This window comes from Halobacterium sp. CBA1132 (assembly GCF_001485535.1).
In the GTDB taxonomy this organism is placed as follows: domain Archaea; phylum Halobacteriota; class Halobacteria; order Halobacteriales; family Halobacteriaceae; genus Halobacterium.
The window spans coordinates 2,312,988-2,328,860 of record NZ_BCMZ01000001.1 but is presented as its reverse complement, the minus strand read 5'-3'; the positions used below and the strand labels follow the sequence as shown (position 1 = coordinate 2,328,860).

Genomic DNA, 15,873 nt, shown 5'->3' with positions numbered 1-15,873 from the left:
CACTTCAATCCGACACGGCAAACAACGGGTAATGAGCGACCTGACGGCCGAGGAGTTCGAGGAACAGAAGTACGTCGACTACTTCCCGAAGCTCCAGACCGCGTACAAGAGCGCGTTCGAGACGATGAACGAGTCCTTCGACTCGGATCTGGTCCACGGCATCGACCAGACGATTCTCGCGGAGAGCGAACCCCACTTCGAGGACGGCGAGTTCACCGTCGAACTCCCCGACGACCCGCTCGCTAAACTCGACGGCGTCGTCGCCACTGACGAGAAGACCCAGCACGTCCTCGACCGCTACCTCGAAGAGATTCGCGCGGAGCTGCGCTCACAGTTCGACGTCGACGACGCGTAACCGCGGAGCCGGGGCGAACATCTTGCACCACAGGAGCTAAGCCACGGGAGCACCAACGGGTTCTCATGAGCACCGAGAGTCAGAGCGGCGACGACCTGGAGGAGCGCGTCAACAACTTCCTCCGTCGGAACTTCCCCCAGATTCAGATGCACGGCGGTACGGCCGCCATCCAGAACATCGACCGCGAGAACGGTGTCGTCGACCTCCAGCTCGGCGGCGCGTGTTCGGGCTGCGGCATCTCCCCGATGACGATTCAGGCCATCAAGTCCCGCATGACCAAGGAGATTCCCGAAGTCGACGCCGTGAACGCCGACACCGGCATGGGCGGCGACCACGACAGCGGCATGAGCCCGTCGTTCCCCGGCGAAGAGTCCGGCGAGGACGCCGAGGAAGACGAAGGCCCGCAGGCTCCGTTCTAACCCCCGCATTTCTCTCCGTCTTTCGCGCTGCCGAGCCACGCCATTCTCGCGAAAGACGACCGCAGAACGCCGCTTAGTCTTCTGTCCAGTAGTAAATCGCTTCCTTCTCGACGCCGCAGTTCGGGCACTCCTCGGGGAACTCCTCTTGGAGGTCGCCGAGTTCGCCGCACTCCGAACACCGCCACATGAGCTCCGCGCCGCCGAACTCGTGGCCGGCGCGCTCGTGCTCGATGGAGAGTTCTTCGACGCCGTCGCGCGTGGTCACGAAGAACCCGTCCCTGTCGAAGCCACGGACTGTCCCGAGCTTCTCGCCGTCTTCGTCGTAGACCGCGGTGCCGAGGCCAACACTGGCTGGTTCGTCACTCATACGTCGACGTTCGAGACGCGGCCTGATAAAGACAATCGCCGATTGCGTCGGCGCGGCGGGTCGCTTCGTTCTATCGACAGCCTCGACCAGTAGCAGCGTCGATGTCGTTGCTGGTATTTGTTGGCCGCACTCGAGGTCGCGCGCCGCTTCGACGGTGGACTTCGCCCCGGTACGACAAGTGCTGTCGAGGTGTGTGGGATGTTTGCAGTCGAAGTAGGGCCGTGTCGTCACCTCAGGCGGCCGTCGTCTTGGCAGCAGCCGTCGTCTCGGGCGGCCCGCCCTGTCTTGTAGAACGATTCCCTTTCTTGTCGTTATTTGGGCCGTTCCCGGGCCACCCCCAATCTGGGCACTCACTTCTCTCCTGAACGGTAACAGTCACCGCCGCAGTCAGTTTCCCCGTGACGTGTACGGTCACTTTTTCTCCCGCCTGTGAAACCGGGAACCGCTCCGAATTTCCTGGAATAATTTGTTTGGAAACTTTTCCGCCGGGTAGTTCGTCCGCCCCGCTCGTAATCCGCTCGACGGTGAACGTATCGCTGTACTGGTTCGTCACTGTCACTTTCACTGCACCTCCATTACGACAGGCGGTCGCATTGACGTACGCGTCCTCGCTGTCGACGACGTTCACGGAGACACCGCGGTCGGCGCTCACGCTCGTGAACCCGAGGCTCCCGGTGGCGAGCATCGTCGCCGCCGAGACTGCGAGCAGAACGCTGACCGCGCGTCGGTAGTTCATCTCACTGGAGTTCCGGTGGTTCGTCGGTCGAGCCGATGCGCTGCCCCCGCGCGTAGTACGTGTGTGCGACCGCCGAAACGGCGAACATCGCGGTGACGGCGACCCCCCACGCAAGATGCGGCAGGGCCGCGAACGGCCACGTGCCGGTCCAGACCGCCGCCATCAGCGACGCCGCGACGCCCGAGACTCCGAGGTAGTAGACGCTCCACGGAATCTCGTGGCCCTGCACGACGTCCATGTAGACCTCGACGTCGTTCAGGGAGTCGGTGGGTTCGACGGTGCCGCGGTTCTTGTCGAAGTCGACGACGCCGGCGTCGTCCATCATCGGGAAGTGCGACTGCTGGAGCGCGGTGTAGACGCGCTTGCGCTCCTCGTAGGACACCTGCTCGACGTCGACGCCGTACTCCCACGCGGCGACCTGCTCGGCCACGTCCCCGATTTCGGTGGCGCCGTCGGCGTCGTCGAGCGCGTGGACGGCGTACCGCCGGCGCCGGTTCGCGAGGACGTCGAACAGCTCGTCCTCGGTCGGCGCGTCCGCTGGTGCTTCGTCTCCCGGTACTCCCTCTCCCGTATCGGCGGGCTCCCCCTGCCCCCGATGCTGTGACGCCGATGACACGACGAGCGGAGCTTACCGACTACGCCCCCATAAGTGTTGGCGGTAATTAACGTACCAACTTCTGGTGATACCAATGCCGTAAAACTCTAAAATTCGGGTTTACAGACGTCATCGGGGAATCTTTCACACTTATATTTACGAATAGATTGTTGATACGAACCTGTGTTCGGCCGCTCAGGGCAGGTCTGACGCTCGCGCAGACCGCGGTTGTGGGTTTTCGTCGCCTCCTCAGGCGGGGGCAGACCACTGGGTGCTGGAGTACAGACCGGGACTGAACTCGCTCAATCGTGTCAATACTACTTACCATGGGGGTGATGGGGCAAGTGAGCGCTCTCGGCGACCGCGGTGGTCGCGGGAGTGCCCAAACGAGGCAACTCCAACAATGCAACGTCGCAAGTTCATCGCCGGACTCGGATCGCTCGCTGCCGCCGGGGCAGCTGGAATTGGTACGGGCGCGTTTACGAGTGTAGAAGCCGACCGCTCGCTCGCCATCAATACGGCGGGCGATGCGAACGCCTTCCTTGCATTCAGTCGGGCGAGTGACGGCGATGGTAACGTCTATCCGAACGCGCAGGAGTACGTCGAAGGGGACCTGAGCACCAAGACTTTCAGTATCGATTTCACTAATTCCGACGACACGGACGGCTCCGCGTCCGGCATCAACCAGAATGCGAAGACCATCTTCGATAACCTTCTAGACATCACAAACAACGGTACGCAGGACGTCAACCTCTGGATTGAATCAGATTTAATTGCATCTAACGGCGGGGTCTTGGGAATTTATGCGGAAGGCGAGCTAGGAGTTGACGGTGACGACGGAGAGCATTCATTCCACTATAATGATGATACGCCAAATAAAGCCACCCTCTCACCAGGAGACTCCCTCAAGAATATTGGTATCTACATCCCGAAGGGGCACTCAACGGGTGACCTGAGCGGTGGCACACTCACCGTCATCGCTGAACGCGTTGGCGGGAATCAAGATTAACGTCCTAGACAAATGAGACGGCGTAGATTCCTCGCGAGCGTTGGCGGGCTCGCTGCGACCGGGAGTGTGGCTCTCGGTAGCGGCGCGTTCACCAGCGTCGAAGCCGAGCGAAGCGTCTCAATCGCTGTCGCCCAGGATTTCCAAACCTTCCTCCGCATGGTACCCAACGAAAACGAGGGAGCAGGCGGAGAGAACACCGGGCGGTCCTTCAGTAACGGGAGTGAACTGGAGTTCGAAATCCCCGGTGACGAAAACGGTGAGAGCTCGGAACCTCAAGGTGTTGGTTTGAACTCAGTCTACGAGTTTCACGACTTGGCGACGATAAGTAACCAAGGGACGCAGCCTGTCCGGCTATCCAGCACCTACAACGGCAGCGACCTCGCTAATCTCGCTCTCGTTAACGAGAATGGCATCCTGAGAGACGACCCTCCAACACTCAACGTGGGAGAGGGAACCAATATCGGGCTGTACATCGACACCCATGGTTCCACAGACGGTACGTTCAACGAGACGCTAACAATCATCGGAGAACGTGTCGGCGGGAATCGAGACTAACCGACAACATCCCACACTGGTCATTTCTTTCGGCGGTTCGACTCCGCCGGTGGGTCTCGAACGGATACTGGACAGATGAAACGCTACCTCGCCCTCGCTGCCGCGCTCGCGCTCGCGGGAACACTCGCATTCCCGTCGGTAGCCGCGCCGCTGTTCTCCGGACCGACCGACAATATCGGCGAGGGCGTGGAGCTCGCGCCGAGCAGCGACTACGCGTCCCTCCGAGACGGCGAGCTCGTCGTCGACCTGTCGGCGGCGAACCCGGACGCGGAGGGCGTGAACGACGACGCGGTGACGGGCATCGAGGACGTGTTCCGGATGCGGTACAACGGCTCGCGGGTCGCGCACGTCTGGCTCACGCACGACTCGGAGGCGGTGACGTTCTACGCGGACGGCGCGCCCGTGCAGTCCGAGGCGGCGAACGTGACGCTCGCACCGAACGAGACCGTCGCAGTCGGACTGCGCGTCGACACGACGGGTGAGACCGCGGACGGGCTCATCGACCAGATTACCGTACACGCGCGGGCGGCCGACCCCGAGGATGTCGGGAGCGACGCGAGCACGCCGAGCGAAGCCAGCGGGTCGACAGTCCAGACGAGCGCGCCGAGCGCGGACTCGCGGCAGTTCACGGCGTTGGGTACGGCCTTCGGCGACACGGTCGCGTTCGACGCGTCGCGGCTGGAACTCGACCGCGCGGGGAACGCGTCGCTCTCGCTGGACGACGTTTCGGTGCGGAGCGGGGGCGGAACGCTGTCGATGCGCGTGGCTACGACCGACACGGGGGACGCGCGGTCGCTCGTCGCGAACGCGGGCGCGGAGCCGCTGGGCGCGGTGCGGTTCTCCGTCTCGACCGGGCGCGTCGACGCGGCGACGGTCCGCTTCAGCGCGCCGCCGGCGTACTTCGAGGCGCGGAACGTCACGCCGGCGAACCTATCCGTCTATCGCGATGGTGAGGCCGGCCGCTCGACGCTCGATGTCGAACTGCTGGGCGAGCGCGACGGCCGCCTGCGCTTCGCGGCGGAGACGCCGGGGTTCTCGACGCTCGTCGTGGCCGCAGACCGCGCGCGCCTCGCGGTGACTGACGCGGCTGTCGCGCCGGCGACGGTGTCGCCGAACGAGTCCGTGGCGGTGACGGCGACTATCTCGAACGACGGGAGCCTCGCGGGCGAGCGGACCGTGCCGGTGGCGGTCGACGGCGCGGTCGTCGCGGAGCGGACCGTCAGCGTGGCCGCGGGGGAGAGCGAGACCGTGACTGCCGAAATCACGCGAAACGAGACCGGCGAGTACGCGGTGTCCGTGGACGGGACGGACGCGGGCGCGTTCACCGTGGCTCCCGCGCCGAGCGCGGGTGCGGACGCGGACGCGGAGGCGGCGAGCCAGCCGCAGTCCGAAGCGGCGGATGCCGACCGGCCAGTCGAGGAGCCGGCCGGGTTCGGGCTGGCTGACTTGCTCGGGCTGGTCGGCGCGCTAGCCGTGCTCGCTGCGGTGATCGCCGTGACGCGGCGCACCGAGTGGCGATGACGGGCGTCCGGCGGACAGGCTTTTGCTGTTGCCACGGGGAGGGTGAGCCGTGATGTCGACCGAGCGCAGCGAATCCGTTCGCGCGGCGCTTCGAGATGCAGTTCGGCGCGGGGACGTCGCTGCGCTCGCTGTCGTTCCGGTCGTCCTGCTCGGCGTCTTCGCGCTGCCCGCCGGGACGCGCGAGTCGCTGGCGTTCGCGTACCGCGACCCGACGCTGGCGACGGCGTACACCGCGCACTTCGTCCACTTAGAGACTGGTCACCTCGCGGCGAACCTGCTGGGGTACGTGTTGCTCGCGGGGTCGGGGTACGTGTTCGCGGTGCTGGCCGGCCGGCGGCGGCTGTTCGGCGTCGCGGCCGCGACGTTCGTGCTGGCGTTCCCGTTCGCGCTCTCCGCGCTGAACCTCGCGGTCCCCCGGAACGCGGTCGGCTACGGGTTCTCCGGCGTGAACATGGCGTTCGCGGGCCTGCTCGGCTTGCTGCTGGTGGCGTACGCGAGTCGGCGCGTGGACGGTCGGCTGCGGGTGCGGCACGCGCCCGGCGCGTTCTTCGCGGCTGTCGCCGTCGTCACGCTCGTCGCACTGCCGGCGGGCCGCGTGACGTTCGCGCTCGCTGGCGGGAGCGCGCTGCTCGCGGCCGCTTACGTAAGCTCGGCGTGGCGGGCGGTCCGAGACTCGCGTGGGTCGATGGCTCCCGCTCGGCGGGCGGGCTGGCTGGACCTCGGGCTGCTGGGCGCCGTCCTCTTCTTGGGGTACCCGTTCGTCGGATTTCCCGCGCCATCGCCCGCGGCCGGAACTGTCGTGAACCTCTACGTCCACCTGCTGGGGTTCTGTCTGGGCTTCCTCGTGCCGTACGTCGCGCTCGCGGCCGGCGCGTTCGACGCGGGCGGCCCGCCGGCCGACCACGACCGAGGATTTTTGTCTGATTGACACGTCTGGCCGAGTGAATGTCTGTCCGTCGCGCGCTCACGCTCGGCGGCGAGGCGCTCGTCGTCCTCGTCGTCGTCGCCCTGCTCGTCGGGCAACTGCTCGGGACGCCGGTCCTGCTGGGGTACGTCGAGACCGGGAGCATGGAACCGACGCTGGAGCCCGGCGACGGCTTCGTCGCGGTACCGGCGGCCGTCGACGGCGACGTCGAGGTGGGCGACGTCGTCGTCTTCCGCGCGGAGGAGCTGCAGGGCGGCGGCCTCACCACGCACCGCGTCGTCGACGTGACGGAACGAGGGTACATCACGCGCGGGGACGCGAACCCGTTCACCGACCAAGACGGCGGCGAACCGCCCGTGAAGGACGCGCAAGTCGTCGCGAAAGCGCTCCAGGTCGGCGGCTCGGTCGTCGTCGTTCCGAACCTCGGCACCGTCGTTACCGGACTTCAGGGCGCGTTCGCCGACGTTCAGCGCCGGCTCGCCGTCATAACGGGGTCGCGAGCGTTGCTCGGTACGCAGGGCATCGCGTACCTCCTGTTGGGGCTGTCCGCGCTGCTGTACGTCTTCGACTTGTTCTTCGCCAGCGACGGCCGCGACCGGGACCGCGACCGGAGCCGGGACCGCGAACAGGGGGTCTCGCCGGGCGTCGTCGTCGCCGTCCTCGCCGCGGTGCTCGTGGTCGCCGCGACGGCCGCGATGGTCGTGCCAGCAGGCACCCAGCAGTTCGGCGTCGTGAGCGCGGAGTTCGCCTCCGAGAACCCCACGGTCATCCAGCAGGGCGAGTCCGCGACGCTGCCGTACAGCGTCCCGAACGCCGGTCTCGTCCCGGTCGTCGCGTACGTCCAGTCGGCTAGCGAGGGCGTCTCCGTGACTCCCGAGCGCGTCACCGTCGGCAGCCGCGGCGAAGCGGCCGTCGACGTCACGCTGTCCGCGCCCGACGAGACGGGGTACTACCGCCGGTTCGTCACCGAACACCGCTACCTCGCCGTGCTCCCGACGTCCGTCATCGACACGCTGCACGCCGTCCACCCGTGGCTCCCGATTCTCGTCGTCGACGCCGCGCTCGCGGGCGGGATGGCGGTGCTCGGGTTGGTCGTGCTCGGCGGGCGCCGCGTCCGCGTGCGCAATCGCGAGTCGCGCCACGATCGCTCGCTGTGGCGGCGCGCGCTCCGCTACCTGACTGACTGACGCAGTCGAGTTGGTTCACCGACAGTTCTATACAAGCGCGTTACAGACGGGGAGCCATGGGGGAGGGGTCGCGCTGGCTCAGGGTTCGGGCAGTCGTATCGTCGTGGTTCCCAGTACTAGTTGCGGCACTGGCCGTACTCGCGGTCGCTGGCGGCTGGGCGGCGTACACCGCTCACGCCGCTCCGGGAACCACCCAAGAGCAGTCCGAGCAACTGCACTGGCGGGTCTCCGGCGAGTTCCAGCACGCCGCCGAAATCACCCGCGAGAACCCGATTTTCGACGTGGGGACGACGCTCTCGAACCGCTCGACGTACTTCACCGATGCATCACCAATCCTCGACGGCCGGTACGTCGCGACGTACTCCGGCCTCGACGCGCCCGCCGCGTCCGTCGACCTCGACGCCGCGCTCGTCGTGCGCGCGGTCGGCGGGGACAGCGAGAACACCGTCTACTGGACCGACCGCACGCCGCTGGACGGGACCAGCGCCGACGTGCAGTCCGCGGAGTCGGCGAGCGTCGCGTTCTCGCTGAACGCCAGCCGGCTCGCGCAGCGCCAGTCCGAGATTCAGGCGTCGCTCGGGCAGACGCCCGGCACCGTCGAGGCGTTCGTCGCGGTGGACGCGACCACCGAGGGGAGCGTCGAGGGCCAGCCCGCGTCGCTGTCGCTCAGTCACCGCCTCCCGGTCTCGGTCGACGGCGACACGTACACCGTCGGGCCCGCGGCGACCGGCAGCGAGGCCATGACGACGACCGAGACGGTGACCGTCTCCAAGGAGTACGGGCCGCTGTGGTCGGTCGGCGGTCCGCTTCTGTTCGTCGGTGGCGTCGCCGGTCTCGCGGTGCTCGGCGTCGGTCGGGACCGTAACGAGTTCGCGCTGTCCGCCGACGAGCGCGACCTGCTGGCGTTCCGCGACGAGCGCGCGGAGTTCGACGAGTGGGTCGTCCGCGCGACCCTCCCCGAGGAAGTCCACGACCGCCCGCGCGCGACGGCCGCGTCGCTGTCGGACGTCGTCGACTTCGCCATCGACTCCGACACCGCGGTCGTCGAAGATCCAGACTCCGGGACGTTCTACGCCATCACCGACCAACTGCTGGTCGCCTACGAGCCACCCGCACTCGCTGGCACACCCGAGCCGGACGACGACGCGGACCTCGGTGCGTTCGAGGGCATCGAACCAGTCGACACTAGCGAGAACGGTGCCGACCGCTCGGCGGACGACGCTGACGCTCTCGATGAGTCCGACGACCGCGAAGACACGCCTCAACCGCAGGACTAGCGGGTCGCGGTCGCGTGCGAGAGGAGCCGCACGGCGCGCGATTTTGCAGGCCTAGGTGTTACATGAAGTCCGCGATGCCGCTCTGCTTGTTCTTGTCATTCTCGAAAATCGATTCGAGACTCGCTTCCAGGACCTCCAGTCGCTGCTTGGTGTACTCCCGGCAGTCGTACTCCTCGGCGACCGTGATAGCGGTGTCCATGTACTTGTTCACGGAGCCCTCGTGGACGGTGAGATTCACGCGCCCGCCGCACTCCCGGCAGTCCCCGGTGAGCGGCATCCGGCGGTACTTCTCCCCGCAGTCCAGACACCGCGTCTCCTGGCGGCTGAACGCGCGCAGGTTCCCGATGAGGTCCGGGAGGAAGTGGTACTCGATGACGCGCTCGGCGACGTCCGTCTCGTCGACGGCCCGCAGTTTCCGCGCGAGCTCGAGCTGGGCGTCCATTTTGTCCATCATCGACCCGAGCGTCTTGTACGCCGACAGGCTCGGCCCGAGGTGGATGTCCGAGGTGTCGTGCGTGTGCTCGAAGCCCGCGTACTCAGTGTCGGTCCCGAGGCTCTCTTCGGCAATCTCCACGATGTCCTCGACCTCGCCCGGGTCGGCCATCTCGCGAGTTGCCTCGTAGAACTCCCGCGGATACTGGCTGACGACGTCCATGTTGTGCGCTTCGTCGTCGATTTCGCTCGGGTCGATGCGCGAGGACATCACCAGCGGCGCGTCCATCCGCCCGCCGCGCTGGTCCGGCAAGTACGACTTAGAGAAGTTGACGAGGCCGTCCATCAGCAACATTACGCAGTCCTCGTCACCGTCGCACTGCGCCGCCGCAACGCCGTTCGCGAACAGGGAGTGCGTGTCTGCGACGGTGAGGCAGTACGTGTGGTCGGTGTCACTGGCGACGTGCTCGACGCTGGCGATGCCGTCGCGTCGCGTCGCGCCACCGTCGGTGACGCCAACCGCAGTATCCGCAGTTGCAGCCATCTCGGGTTCGTCGAACGTACTCGAGAGCAGCGTCTCGTCGCCGTCGAGTTCGCGGGCTTCGACGCGTTCGACACTGTTCCCCGCCCAGCACAGGAGCTCGTGGTCCGGCGTCACTGTCAGTTCGCGGCCGGATTCGGCCTCGATGCGAACCATGTGGTCGGGCGCTGGATGCTTCGAGACAGCCTCAACCGGCTTCCGCACGACTTCGCCGTCGTCGTTCACGGACGGCACGAACACGTCGCCGTCGAGTTCCTGCACGAGCGTCCCGAAGTCGTCCTGATTGGCCGTTTCGGGGTCGAGACGGTCCTCGACGAGTGTCTCGATGGGGTCGTGGTGCCACTCGCCGGCTTCGTCCTCGAACCACACCTTCGTCTCCGGGTGGAAGCAGTTCCGACGCTTTGCGGCGTGAAAGTACGGATGCGCGTAGCCGACCGAAGCCGACGTGAATCCGATGACGCGGCCGACGACGGCGGCGGAGGTGTGGGGCGCCATCCCGAAGACGAGTTCGCCGACGAGGTCGTCGCGCTCCTCCAATTCGTAGAACGGGTCGAGGCCGTAGTACTGGGTGAGGAGGTCGTCGACGAAGTCCGCGGTCTGGAGCATGTGTTCGGCGGCGCCGTCCGAGAGCACGACGTCCTGCACGCGGAGTTCGACCAGTTGGTCGTCGTGCTCCAAGGGGTCGCCGTGGATGTCCTCCTCGTATCCGAGTTCGCGGAAGTGCTCGACGGTGACGTCGAGTTCGCTGGGTTTGACCGACGTGACCGGGAGGTCGGTCATGTCGTAGCGGACGGTGCCGTCCTTGAACGCGGTGACGTCGTGTTTGGCGCGCAGGACGCCCTTCTCCATCGGTTCGGGGACTTTCTCCGCGGACATCAACCCCTGCACGCCTTTGAGTTGGTCGAAGGCGTTCTCGCGCTCGCCGACGGCTTGGAGGGCGTCGCGGTACTCGGCGCCGACGTCGACGGTCTGGACGGCGACGTTGTCGAGTTCGCGCTCGCAGCGCGGGCACTCGACGCGGCCGGACTCGTCGGGGTCGCCCTCGATACCGCAGTCGGGGCACTCGTAGTAGGGGTCGGTCCACTCGCCGCAGTCCTCGCAGCGCGGCTCGAACGTCTGGTCGCCGCAGTCCGGGCACTCGCGGACGCCGAGTTGCACGTCGAGTTCGCCGGGCGTGTCGCTCATGTCGGGGGCGTACCGGGCGGCCTCGCTGACGTCGCGCTGGCTGCCGCCGGCTTCGCCGATGGGGAACAGCGTGTGGACCGCCGGGGAGAGGTCGCGGGACTCGGACTTCTCGGGGCGGCCCATACGGTTTCCGATACGCGTGGGCGCGCGCTCGCGAACGTCGAACGGGGCGACCTCGTTGACGGCGGCGAGCGCGTTCGGCCACTCGCGGGCGTCCGCGGAGAGGTCGTCCCACTCCCGAGTCAGGTCGTCGGTAACGCCGAGCGAGCGCGCGAACGGCAGCCAGTCCGGAATCCGAATCTCGTCGTCGTCCTGCGTGTGTTCGACGAGCAGCGCTTCGAGCGGCTCGCGGACCGCGTCCTCGTTGGCCACGACGAGGTCGTCGCCGTCCTCCGTGTGGGCGTCCGCGACGACCTCTGCCAACGCTTCGAAGTCCGCGACGTCGATGTCGTGCCAGAGGTACGTGTACTCGGGGTGGAGCGGCGCGTCGTACTCGCTGGCCCACTCAAGTGCTTGGTCGGCGCCGGGGTGTTCGAGGTCGACGTACGGCGAGTCCCGCAGGGCCTGCACGTCCGCGCCGGCTGTCTCGAAGTCCTGCACCCACCACTCCGGGGCGTAGCTCGCGGGCGCGAGGTCGTGGTTGTTCTCCACGAACTCGCCGTAGTTCACGAGGTACTCGCCGACATCCAGAATCTCGACGACGCCGTTCCTGACTTCGAGGGCTTCCTCGGGGTCGTCGATGCGGCGCACGTCGCCGTTCGCGAGTTTGACCGTCGGCCCCTCGATGGAGTCGACGGGGACGATGCCCGCCGCCTTCCCGGGGCGCTCGGTCTTGATTTGGGTACCGGTCGCGAGGAAGTCGTCCACGAGGTGCATCGTCGCCGGGTGGATGCCCGCCGTCGCGAACCCGTGGTTGCGCGAACGGCCGTACCGGAGCCGGAAGCCGCCCTCGTTAGAGGGGTGGCCGAAGACCGGGCGGCCCGCGATGAGGTCGCGGAGGAACTTGTTCGACGGGTCGACACGGGGCGGGCCGTCGGGCGCCTCGGTGGCGTCGTCGGCGTCGCGCTCGTCTGCTTCGCTCGCGGCTTCGCCGCTCGCGTCCTCCGAGGCCTCCCCCTGGTCGGCCTCGCTCTCTCCGATGGTGCCGTCGATGAGGTCTTGGAGCCACGGCCACTCGACCTCGTCCAAATTCCGCGTGTAGCGCTGAATCTTGGGCGCCTTCAGCGCGATGCCCTCCGCGAGCACGAGACACATCCCGCCACGTGCGGAGTTCGTCGCGATGCGTTCGAGGTCGCGGAAGCCGTCCACTTCCTCGTCGCCGGTCGCCTCCCCGTCTAGCATGACGGGGCAGTGCTCGGTGATAAATTTCGTCTCCTTGTCCTTCGGCGAGTACTGGAGTCCGGTCTCGGAGTCGTAGAGGTCGACCTCCTCGGCGTAGCGCTCGATCTCCTCGTCACGCGGCTTGAAGCGGTCGATGTCCAGCAGCGCGCGGGCGTAGTCCGCGACCAGCACGGACAGCGCCTGCGCGGTCCCGCCCGCCGACCGAATCGGGCCGGCGTAGTAGACGGCGACGTACTCGGTGCCGTCGTCGTTCTGGTTGACTTCGACGCGGTCGATGCCCTCGATGGGCGCCGCGACCACGCCCTCCGTGAGCAGCGCGACCGCGGTGCGGACCGCGCCCTCGACTTTCCCGGCGTTCGTCTCGTAGTCGCCGACGCGCCCCTCGACGAAGTCCTCGACGAGTTCGAGCGCGGCCTCCTCGCGGGACATCTCGCCCTCCAACTCGCGGACGCGCTCGGCGACCCCGTCGATGCCGAGGATGTTCTCGACGCGGTCGGCCATGTCCTTCGCGACCGGAATCTCGACCTCGGGCTTGGGGTCCTCGCCGCGGCGCTTCGCGCGCTCGGCGACGTCGAAGGCGTCGTCGAGGCCGGCTTCCAGCGACGCGAAGTAGTCCTCGTCCTCGGGCCGCATTACAGCCAGAGATCGAGATCGGTGGCGTCGTCGTGCTCGCGGACCAGCTCGGTGTCGAGTTCGCGGACGTACAGCTCGCCGGCGAACACGGTCGCGCGGTCGAGGTGGCCGGCCAGCGCCTGCCCCGAGCGCCGGGAGAGAGTCACGTGCGTGTGCGCGAAGGGTTCACCGTTTAACTCCGAGAGGTTCCCGACGCAGGCCGCCACTTCGAGCGGTTCCTCGAAGCGCGCGGCCTTGTACTCGAAGTCGTCCTGGTCGTAGTACCAGAGTTCGGCGTCCTGCACCGCGCCCATGCCGATAAACCACGCGGCGTCGATACCCCGGTCGGCGGCCAGCGACTCGATCTCCTCGCGCCAGTCGGCGCCGTGGTCGAGTCGCGCGACGAACTCGCGGCCGCCGGAGACTTCGCGGACGTTCATGGGTGCATCCAACGGGCGCGCCAGCAAAAGTCCTACCGTCTAGGTGTCGGGGAACGACGAAACGGAAACCGCGAAAAAGTCGGAACGCCGTCGCCGGCCTATCGCCACGCCGAGAGCGCGGTCGCGTGGTCCGCTGTTACCGACATCCACGCCTCGTCGCAGGAGATGTCCGCGATGACGAGTCGGGACTCGGGGCCCTCGTCGTCGAGGGAGGCCATCACGTCGGTGCCGGACGCGTTCACCGGCTGCGCGGCGTCAGTCGTCATGACGTATGATACAACGTGACACCCACTACTTAAGCCCGTCGGACTGACAGGACGAGTCGAAATACCGCTCTGTCGGCCACGCTGGCGCCCGGTTGTACGTACGTTTCACGTTCCGATTTTATGCGTCGCACATCTACAAAAGCGGTAATTTTATCACTATAGATTAATAACCGGGGTTTGGATGACAGACACTGACAACCTCTCCCGCCGTCGGTTCCTGCAGGGAACCGGCGCCGCTGCGACCGCAGCCGCCCTGGCCGGTTGTACCGGTGGCGACGGCGACAGCGGAGGCACGACGAATGGAACGACCGAGCGCAACGACGAGAACCGTTATCGAGGCCGCCAGGTCGGGACGGCGGACTCGATGGACCCAATCTACGCGACGGACACCACCTCTGGTGCCCACATCAACAACATCTTCGACGGCCTGACCAACTACGTCAACGGCACGGTCAACGTCGAAACGCTCCTCGCGACCGACTACACGGTCTCCGAGGACAGCACCACCATCACCTTCCAGCTCAAGGAAGGCGCGACGTACAACAACGGCACCGAAGTCACCGCCTCCGACGTCGTCTACGCGTGGGAGCGCCTCGCGGCCTCCGACAACTCCAACCGCGCAGGCTTCATCCTCGACACGCTGGGCGTCGTCCACGAGACCGAGACCGACAGCGAGGGCAACGAGACGTACGTGCCCGGAAGCATAGCCGTCGAGGCCACCAGCGACTACGAGGTCACCGTCACCCTCTCGGAGCCGTTCTACGCGGCCCTGGAACTCATCGCGTACTCCGCGTTCGTCCCGATTCCGGAAGGCATCGTCGGCGACATCGAGGGCTACGACGGCGAGATGGACTACGACAAGTTCGCGTCGTCGGACCCCGTCGGTGCCGGCCCCTACGAGCTGGTGGAGTGGAGCGAAGCCACCACCATCCGACTCGACGCCCGCGACGACTACCACGGCGACGAGATTCTCAACGAGGGCCTCGACTACTCCGTGTTCACGGAGTCGAACGCCGCGTTCACGTACGCCACGTCGAACGTCAACGCCGACAGCCCGTACATCCCGTCGGCGAAGTACGACCCGTCGCTGCGGAACTTCGAAGGGACCGACGACCGCGGCCGCCAGTACGGTACCTACGGCCCCTTCGACCCCAATGACATGACCGCCCAGTACTACGAGGTTCCCACCCTCTCCACGTACTACTACGCCTTCGACACGCAGAACGTGGAGAAGCCGGTTCGGCAGGCGGTCGCGCACGCGATGGACCAGCAGGCTATCAACGACCAGGTCATCAACACGCCCGGGAAGCCGGGGTACTTCTTCACGCCGCCGGCGCTGTTCCCCGGTGGCGCCCAGCGCTACAACGAACTCCAGTCCGAGTACCCGTACGGGCAGACGGCCGAAATCGACCAGGCGCGACAGGTCATGGAGGACGCCGGCTACGGGCCGAACAACCAGTACACGCTCGCCTTCGACATGCCGTCCAGCACGGCGTCGTCGTGGGGCGAGCAGGCGTACTCGCTGCTGCGTGACAAGCTCCAGCAGGCACACATCAATCTCGAGTTCCAGTCCGCCGACTGGAGTACGTTCCTCAACCGCGGCCGCAACGGGAACTTCGAGCTCTACTACCTCGGTTGGATCGCCGACTACCCCGGCGCGGACAACTTCCTCTCGCTCATCAACCCGCCGAACACGTTCTTCCAGCAGGGCGGGTCGTCGTACCTGCGCTGGTCCGAGGAGACGGGCGACGCAGCGGGCGACGCGAAGGACGCGTGGGAGACCGTCCAGAACAACCTCGGGTTCTCCGACGAGGCCGCCTCGGCCCGCGAAGAGGCGTACCTCGAACTCGAACGCGCGAACTGGGAGGACGCCGTCCTGCTGCCGTTCCAGCACGGCATCACCCAGAGTTACAGCTACGACTGGATCGAGTCCCCGCGCTTCGGCGCGATGGGTCCGTCCCGGAAGAAGAGCCACCGCACCGAAATCGGCGACCGCGGCGAGTACCAGTAGCGCTCGGACCGACCCCTCCGCCTTCGGTTCGGCTATCCACATTTTCGTACGGCAGAGCCGGTAACTCCGACGGCCGGAGTGACCAAAACGCAAGACCTA

The 15,873-nt window shown here is 66.6% G+C and carries 15 protein-coding genes; 9 read left to right on the top strand and 6 right to left on the bottom strand.

Features of this window, described 5'->3' with window-relative positions; genetic code table 11:
• The first annotated feature begins 31 nt into the window (after positions 1–31).
• Together AVZ66_RS12225 and AVZ66_RS12220 are read left to right on the top strand one after the other, a co-directional pair.
• Positions 32–355, top strand: coding sequence for a DUF5783 family protein (locus AVZ66_RS12225; protein ID WP_058984354.1), 324 nt, complete (start codon positions 32–34; stop codon positions 353–355).
• Between the two features lie 65 nt (positions 356–420).
• Positions 421–774, top strand: a complete 354-nt coding sequence (locus tag AVZ66_RS12220; protein WP_058984353.1) for a NifU family protein — start codon at positions 421–423, stop codon at positions 772–774.
• A 73-nt stretch (positions 775–847) separates the two neighbouring features.
• Here the strand turns inward: AVZ66_RS12220 and AVZ66_RS12215 are convergent, their stop codons facing one another.
• From AVZ66_RS12215 to AVZ66_RS12210, 3 genes are all read right to left on the bottom strand, one after another.
• The gene (locus AVZ66_RS12215; RefSeq protein ID WP_058984352.1) at positions 848–1,141 is read right to left on the bottom strand and encodes a rubredoxin-like domain-containing protein; all 294 of its coding nucleotides are present in this window, start codon (positions 1,139–1,141) and stop codon (positions 848–850) included.
• A 232-nt stretch (positions 1,142–1,373) separates the two neighbouring features.
• Complete coding sequence (locus tag AVZ66_RS16320; protein ID WP_157575661.1) at positions 1,374–1,877, bottom strand: hypothetical protein; 504 nt, start codon at positions 1,875–1,877, stop codon at positions 1,374–1,376.
• Position 1,878: 1 nt separating this feature from the next.
• Positions 1,879–2,493, bottom strand: coding sequence for a hypothetical protein (locus AVZ66_RS12210; RefSeq protein WP_058984351.1), 615 nt, complete (start codon positions 2,491–2,493; stop codon positions 1,879–1,881).
• Between the two features lie 382 nt (positions 2,494–2,875).
• On the opposite strand from AVZ66_RS12210, the gene AVZ66_RS12205 reads away from it, so the two are divergent.
• From AVZ66_RS12205 to AVZ66_RS12180, 6 genes are all read left to right on the top strand, one after another.
• Positions 2,876–3,481: a hypothetical protein gene (locus AVZ66_RS12205; RefSeq protein ID WP_058984350.1), complete on the top strand. Its 606-nt coding sequence runs from the start codon at positions 2,876–2,878 to the stop codon at positions 3,479–3,481.
• 66 nt (positions 3,482–3,547) lie between these two features.
• The gene (locus AVZ66_RS12200; RefSeq protein WP_157575660.1) at positions 3,548–4,036 is read left to right on the top strand and encodes a hypothetical protein; all 489 of its coding nucleotides are present in this window, start codon (positions 3,548–3,550) and stop codon (positions 4,034–4,036) included.
• 75 nt (positions 4,037–4,111) lie between these two features.
• Positions 4,112–5,557 (top strand): DUF1102 domain-containing protein, encoded by a 1,446-nt coding sequence (locus AVZ66_RS12195; protein ID WP_058984348.1) that lies wholly within the window; start codon positions 4,112–4,114, stop codon positions 5,555–5,557.
• Between the two features lie 52 nt (positions 5,558–5,609).
• Positions 5,610–6,485: a hypothetical protein gene (locus tag AVZ66_RS12190; RefSeq protein ID WP_058984347.1), complete on the top strand. Its 876-nt coding sequence runs from the start codon at positions 5,610–5,612 to the stop codon at positions 6,483–6,485.
• A 17-nt stretch (positions 6,486–6,502) separates the two neighbouring features.
• The gene (locus AVZ66_RS12185) at positions 6,503–7,669 is read left to right on the top strand and encodes a signal peptidase I (RefSeq protein WP_058984346.1); all 1,167 of its coding nucleotides are present in this window, start codon (positions 6,503–6,505) and stop codon (positions 7,667–7,669) included.
• 56 nt (positions 7,670–7,725) lie between these two features.
• Positions 7,726–8,946, top strand: a complete 1,221-nt coding sequence (locus tag AVZ66_RS12180; RefSeq protein ID WP_058984345.1) for a DUF5305 domain-containing protein — start codon at positions 7,726–7,728, stop codon at positions 8,944–8,946.
• 58 nt (positions 8,947–9,004) lie between these two features.
• Here the strand turns inward: AVZ66_RS12180 and AVZ66_RS12175 are convergent, their stop codons facing one another.
• The 3 genes from AVZ66_RS12175 to AVZ66_RS16685 form a co-directional block, all read right to left on the bottom strand.
• Complete coding sequence (locus tag AVZ66_RS12175) at positions 9,005–13,078, bottom strand: DNA-directed DNA polymerase II large subunit (RefSeq protein WP_058984344.1); 4,074 nt, start codon at positions 13,076–13,078, stop codon at positions 9,005–9,007.
• Positions 13,078–13,497: a PPC domain-containing DNA-binding protein gene (locus AVZ66_RS12170; RefSeq protein ID WP_058984343.1), complete on the bottom strand. Its 420-nt coding sequence runs from the start codon at positions 13,495–13,497 to the stop codon at positions 13,078–13,080. Before AVZ66_RS12170 ends, AVZ66_RS12175 begins: the two co-directional genes overlap by 1 nt.
• A 98-nt stretch (positions 13,498–13,595) precedes the next feature.
• A complete protein-coding gene (locus AVZ66_RS16685) occupies positions 13,596–13,763 on the bottom strand; it encodes a hypothetical protein (RefSeq protein WP_197407764.1) in 168 nt (55 codons plus the stop codon).
• A gap of 181 nt (positions 13,764–13,944) precedes the next feature.
• Here AVZ66_RS16685 and AVZ66_RS12165 point away from each other — a divergent pair, with 181 nt between their 5' ends.
• On the top strand, positions 13,945–15,774 hold the full coding sequence (locus AVZ66_RS12165) for an ABC transporter substrate-binding protein (protein ID WP_058984342.1): 1,830 nt from the start codon (positions 13,945–13,947) through the stop codon (positions 15,772–15,774).
• The last annotated feature ends 99 nt before the right edge of the window (positions 15,775–15,873 follow it).

Coding starts and splice junctions, on each gene's coding strand:
- AVZ66_RS12225 (WP_058984354.1), top strand. CDS start 32: ATGAGCGACCTGACGGCCGAGGAGTTCGAGGAACAGAAGTACGTCGAC.
- AVZ66_RS12220 (WP_058984353.1), top strand. CDS start 421: ATGAGCACCGAGAGTCAGAGCGGCGACGACCTGGAGGAGCGCGTCAAC.
- AVZ66_RS12215 (WP_058984352.1), bottom strand. CDS start 1,141: ATGAGTGACGAACCAGCCAGTGTTGGCCTCGGCACCGCGGTCTACGAC.
- AVZ66_RS16320 (WP_157575661.1), bottom strand. CDS start 1,877: ATGAACTACCGACGCGCGGTCAGCGTTCTGCTCGCAGTCTCGGCGGCG.
- AVZ66_RS12205 (WP_058984350.1), top strand. CDS start 2,876: ATGCAACGTCGCAAGTTCATCGCCGGACTCGGATCGCTCGCTGCCGCC.
- AVZ66_RS12195 (WP_058984348.1), top strand. CDS start 4,112: ATGAAACGCTACCTCGCCCTCGCTGCCGCGCTCGCGCTCGCGGGAACA.
- AVZ66_RS12190 (WP_058984347.1), top strand. CDS start 5,610: ATGTCGACCGAGCGCAGCGAATCCGTTCGCGCGGCGCTTCGAGATGCA.
- AVZ66_RS12185 (WP_058984346.1), top strand. CDS start 6,503: ATGTCTGTCCGTCGCGCGCTCACGCTCGGCGGCGAGGCGCTCGTCGTC.
- AVZ66_RS12180 (WP_058984345.1), top strand. CDS start 7,726: ATGGGGGAGGGGTCGCGCTGGCTCAGGGTTCGGGCAGTCGTATCGTCG.
- AVZ66_RS12175 (WP_058984344.1), bottom strand. CDS start 13,078: ATGCGGCCCGAGGACGAGGACTACTTCGCGTCGCTGGAAGCCGGCCTC.
- AVZ66_RS12170 (WP_058984343.1), bottom strand. CDS start 13,497: ATGAACGTCCGCGAAGTCTCCGGCGGCCGCGAGTTCGTCGCGCGACTC.
- AVZ66_RS16685 (WP_197407764.1), bottom strand. CDS start 13,763: ATGACGACTGACGCCGCGCAGCCGGTGAACGCGTCCGGCACCGACGTG.
- AVZ66_RS12165 (WP_058984342.1), top strand. CDS start 13,945: ATGACAGACACTGACAACCTCTCCCGCCGTCGGTTCCTGCAGGGAACC.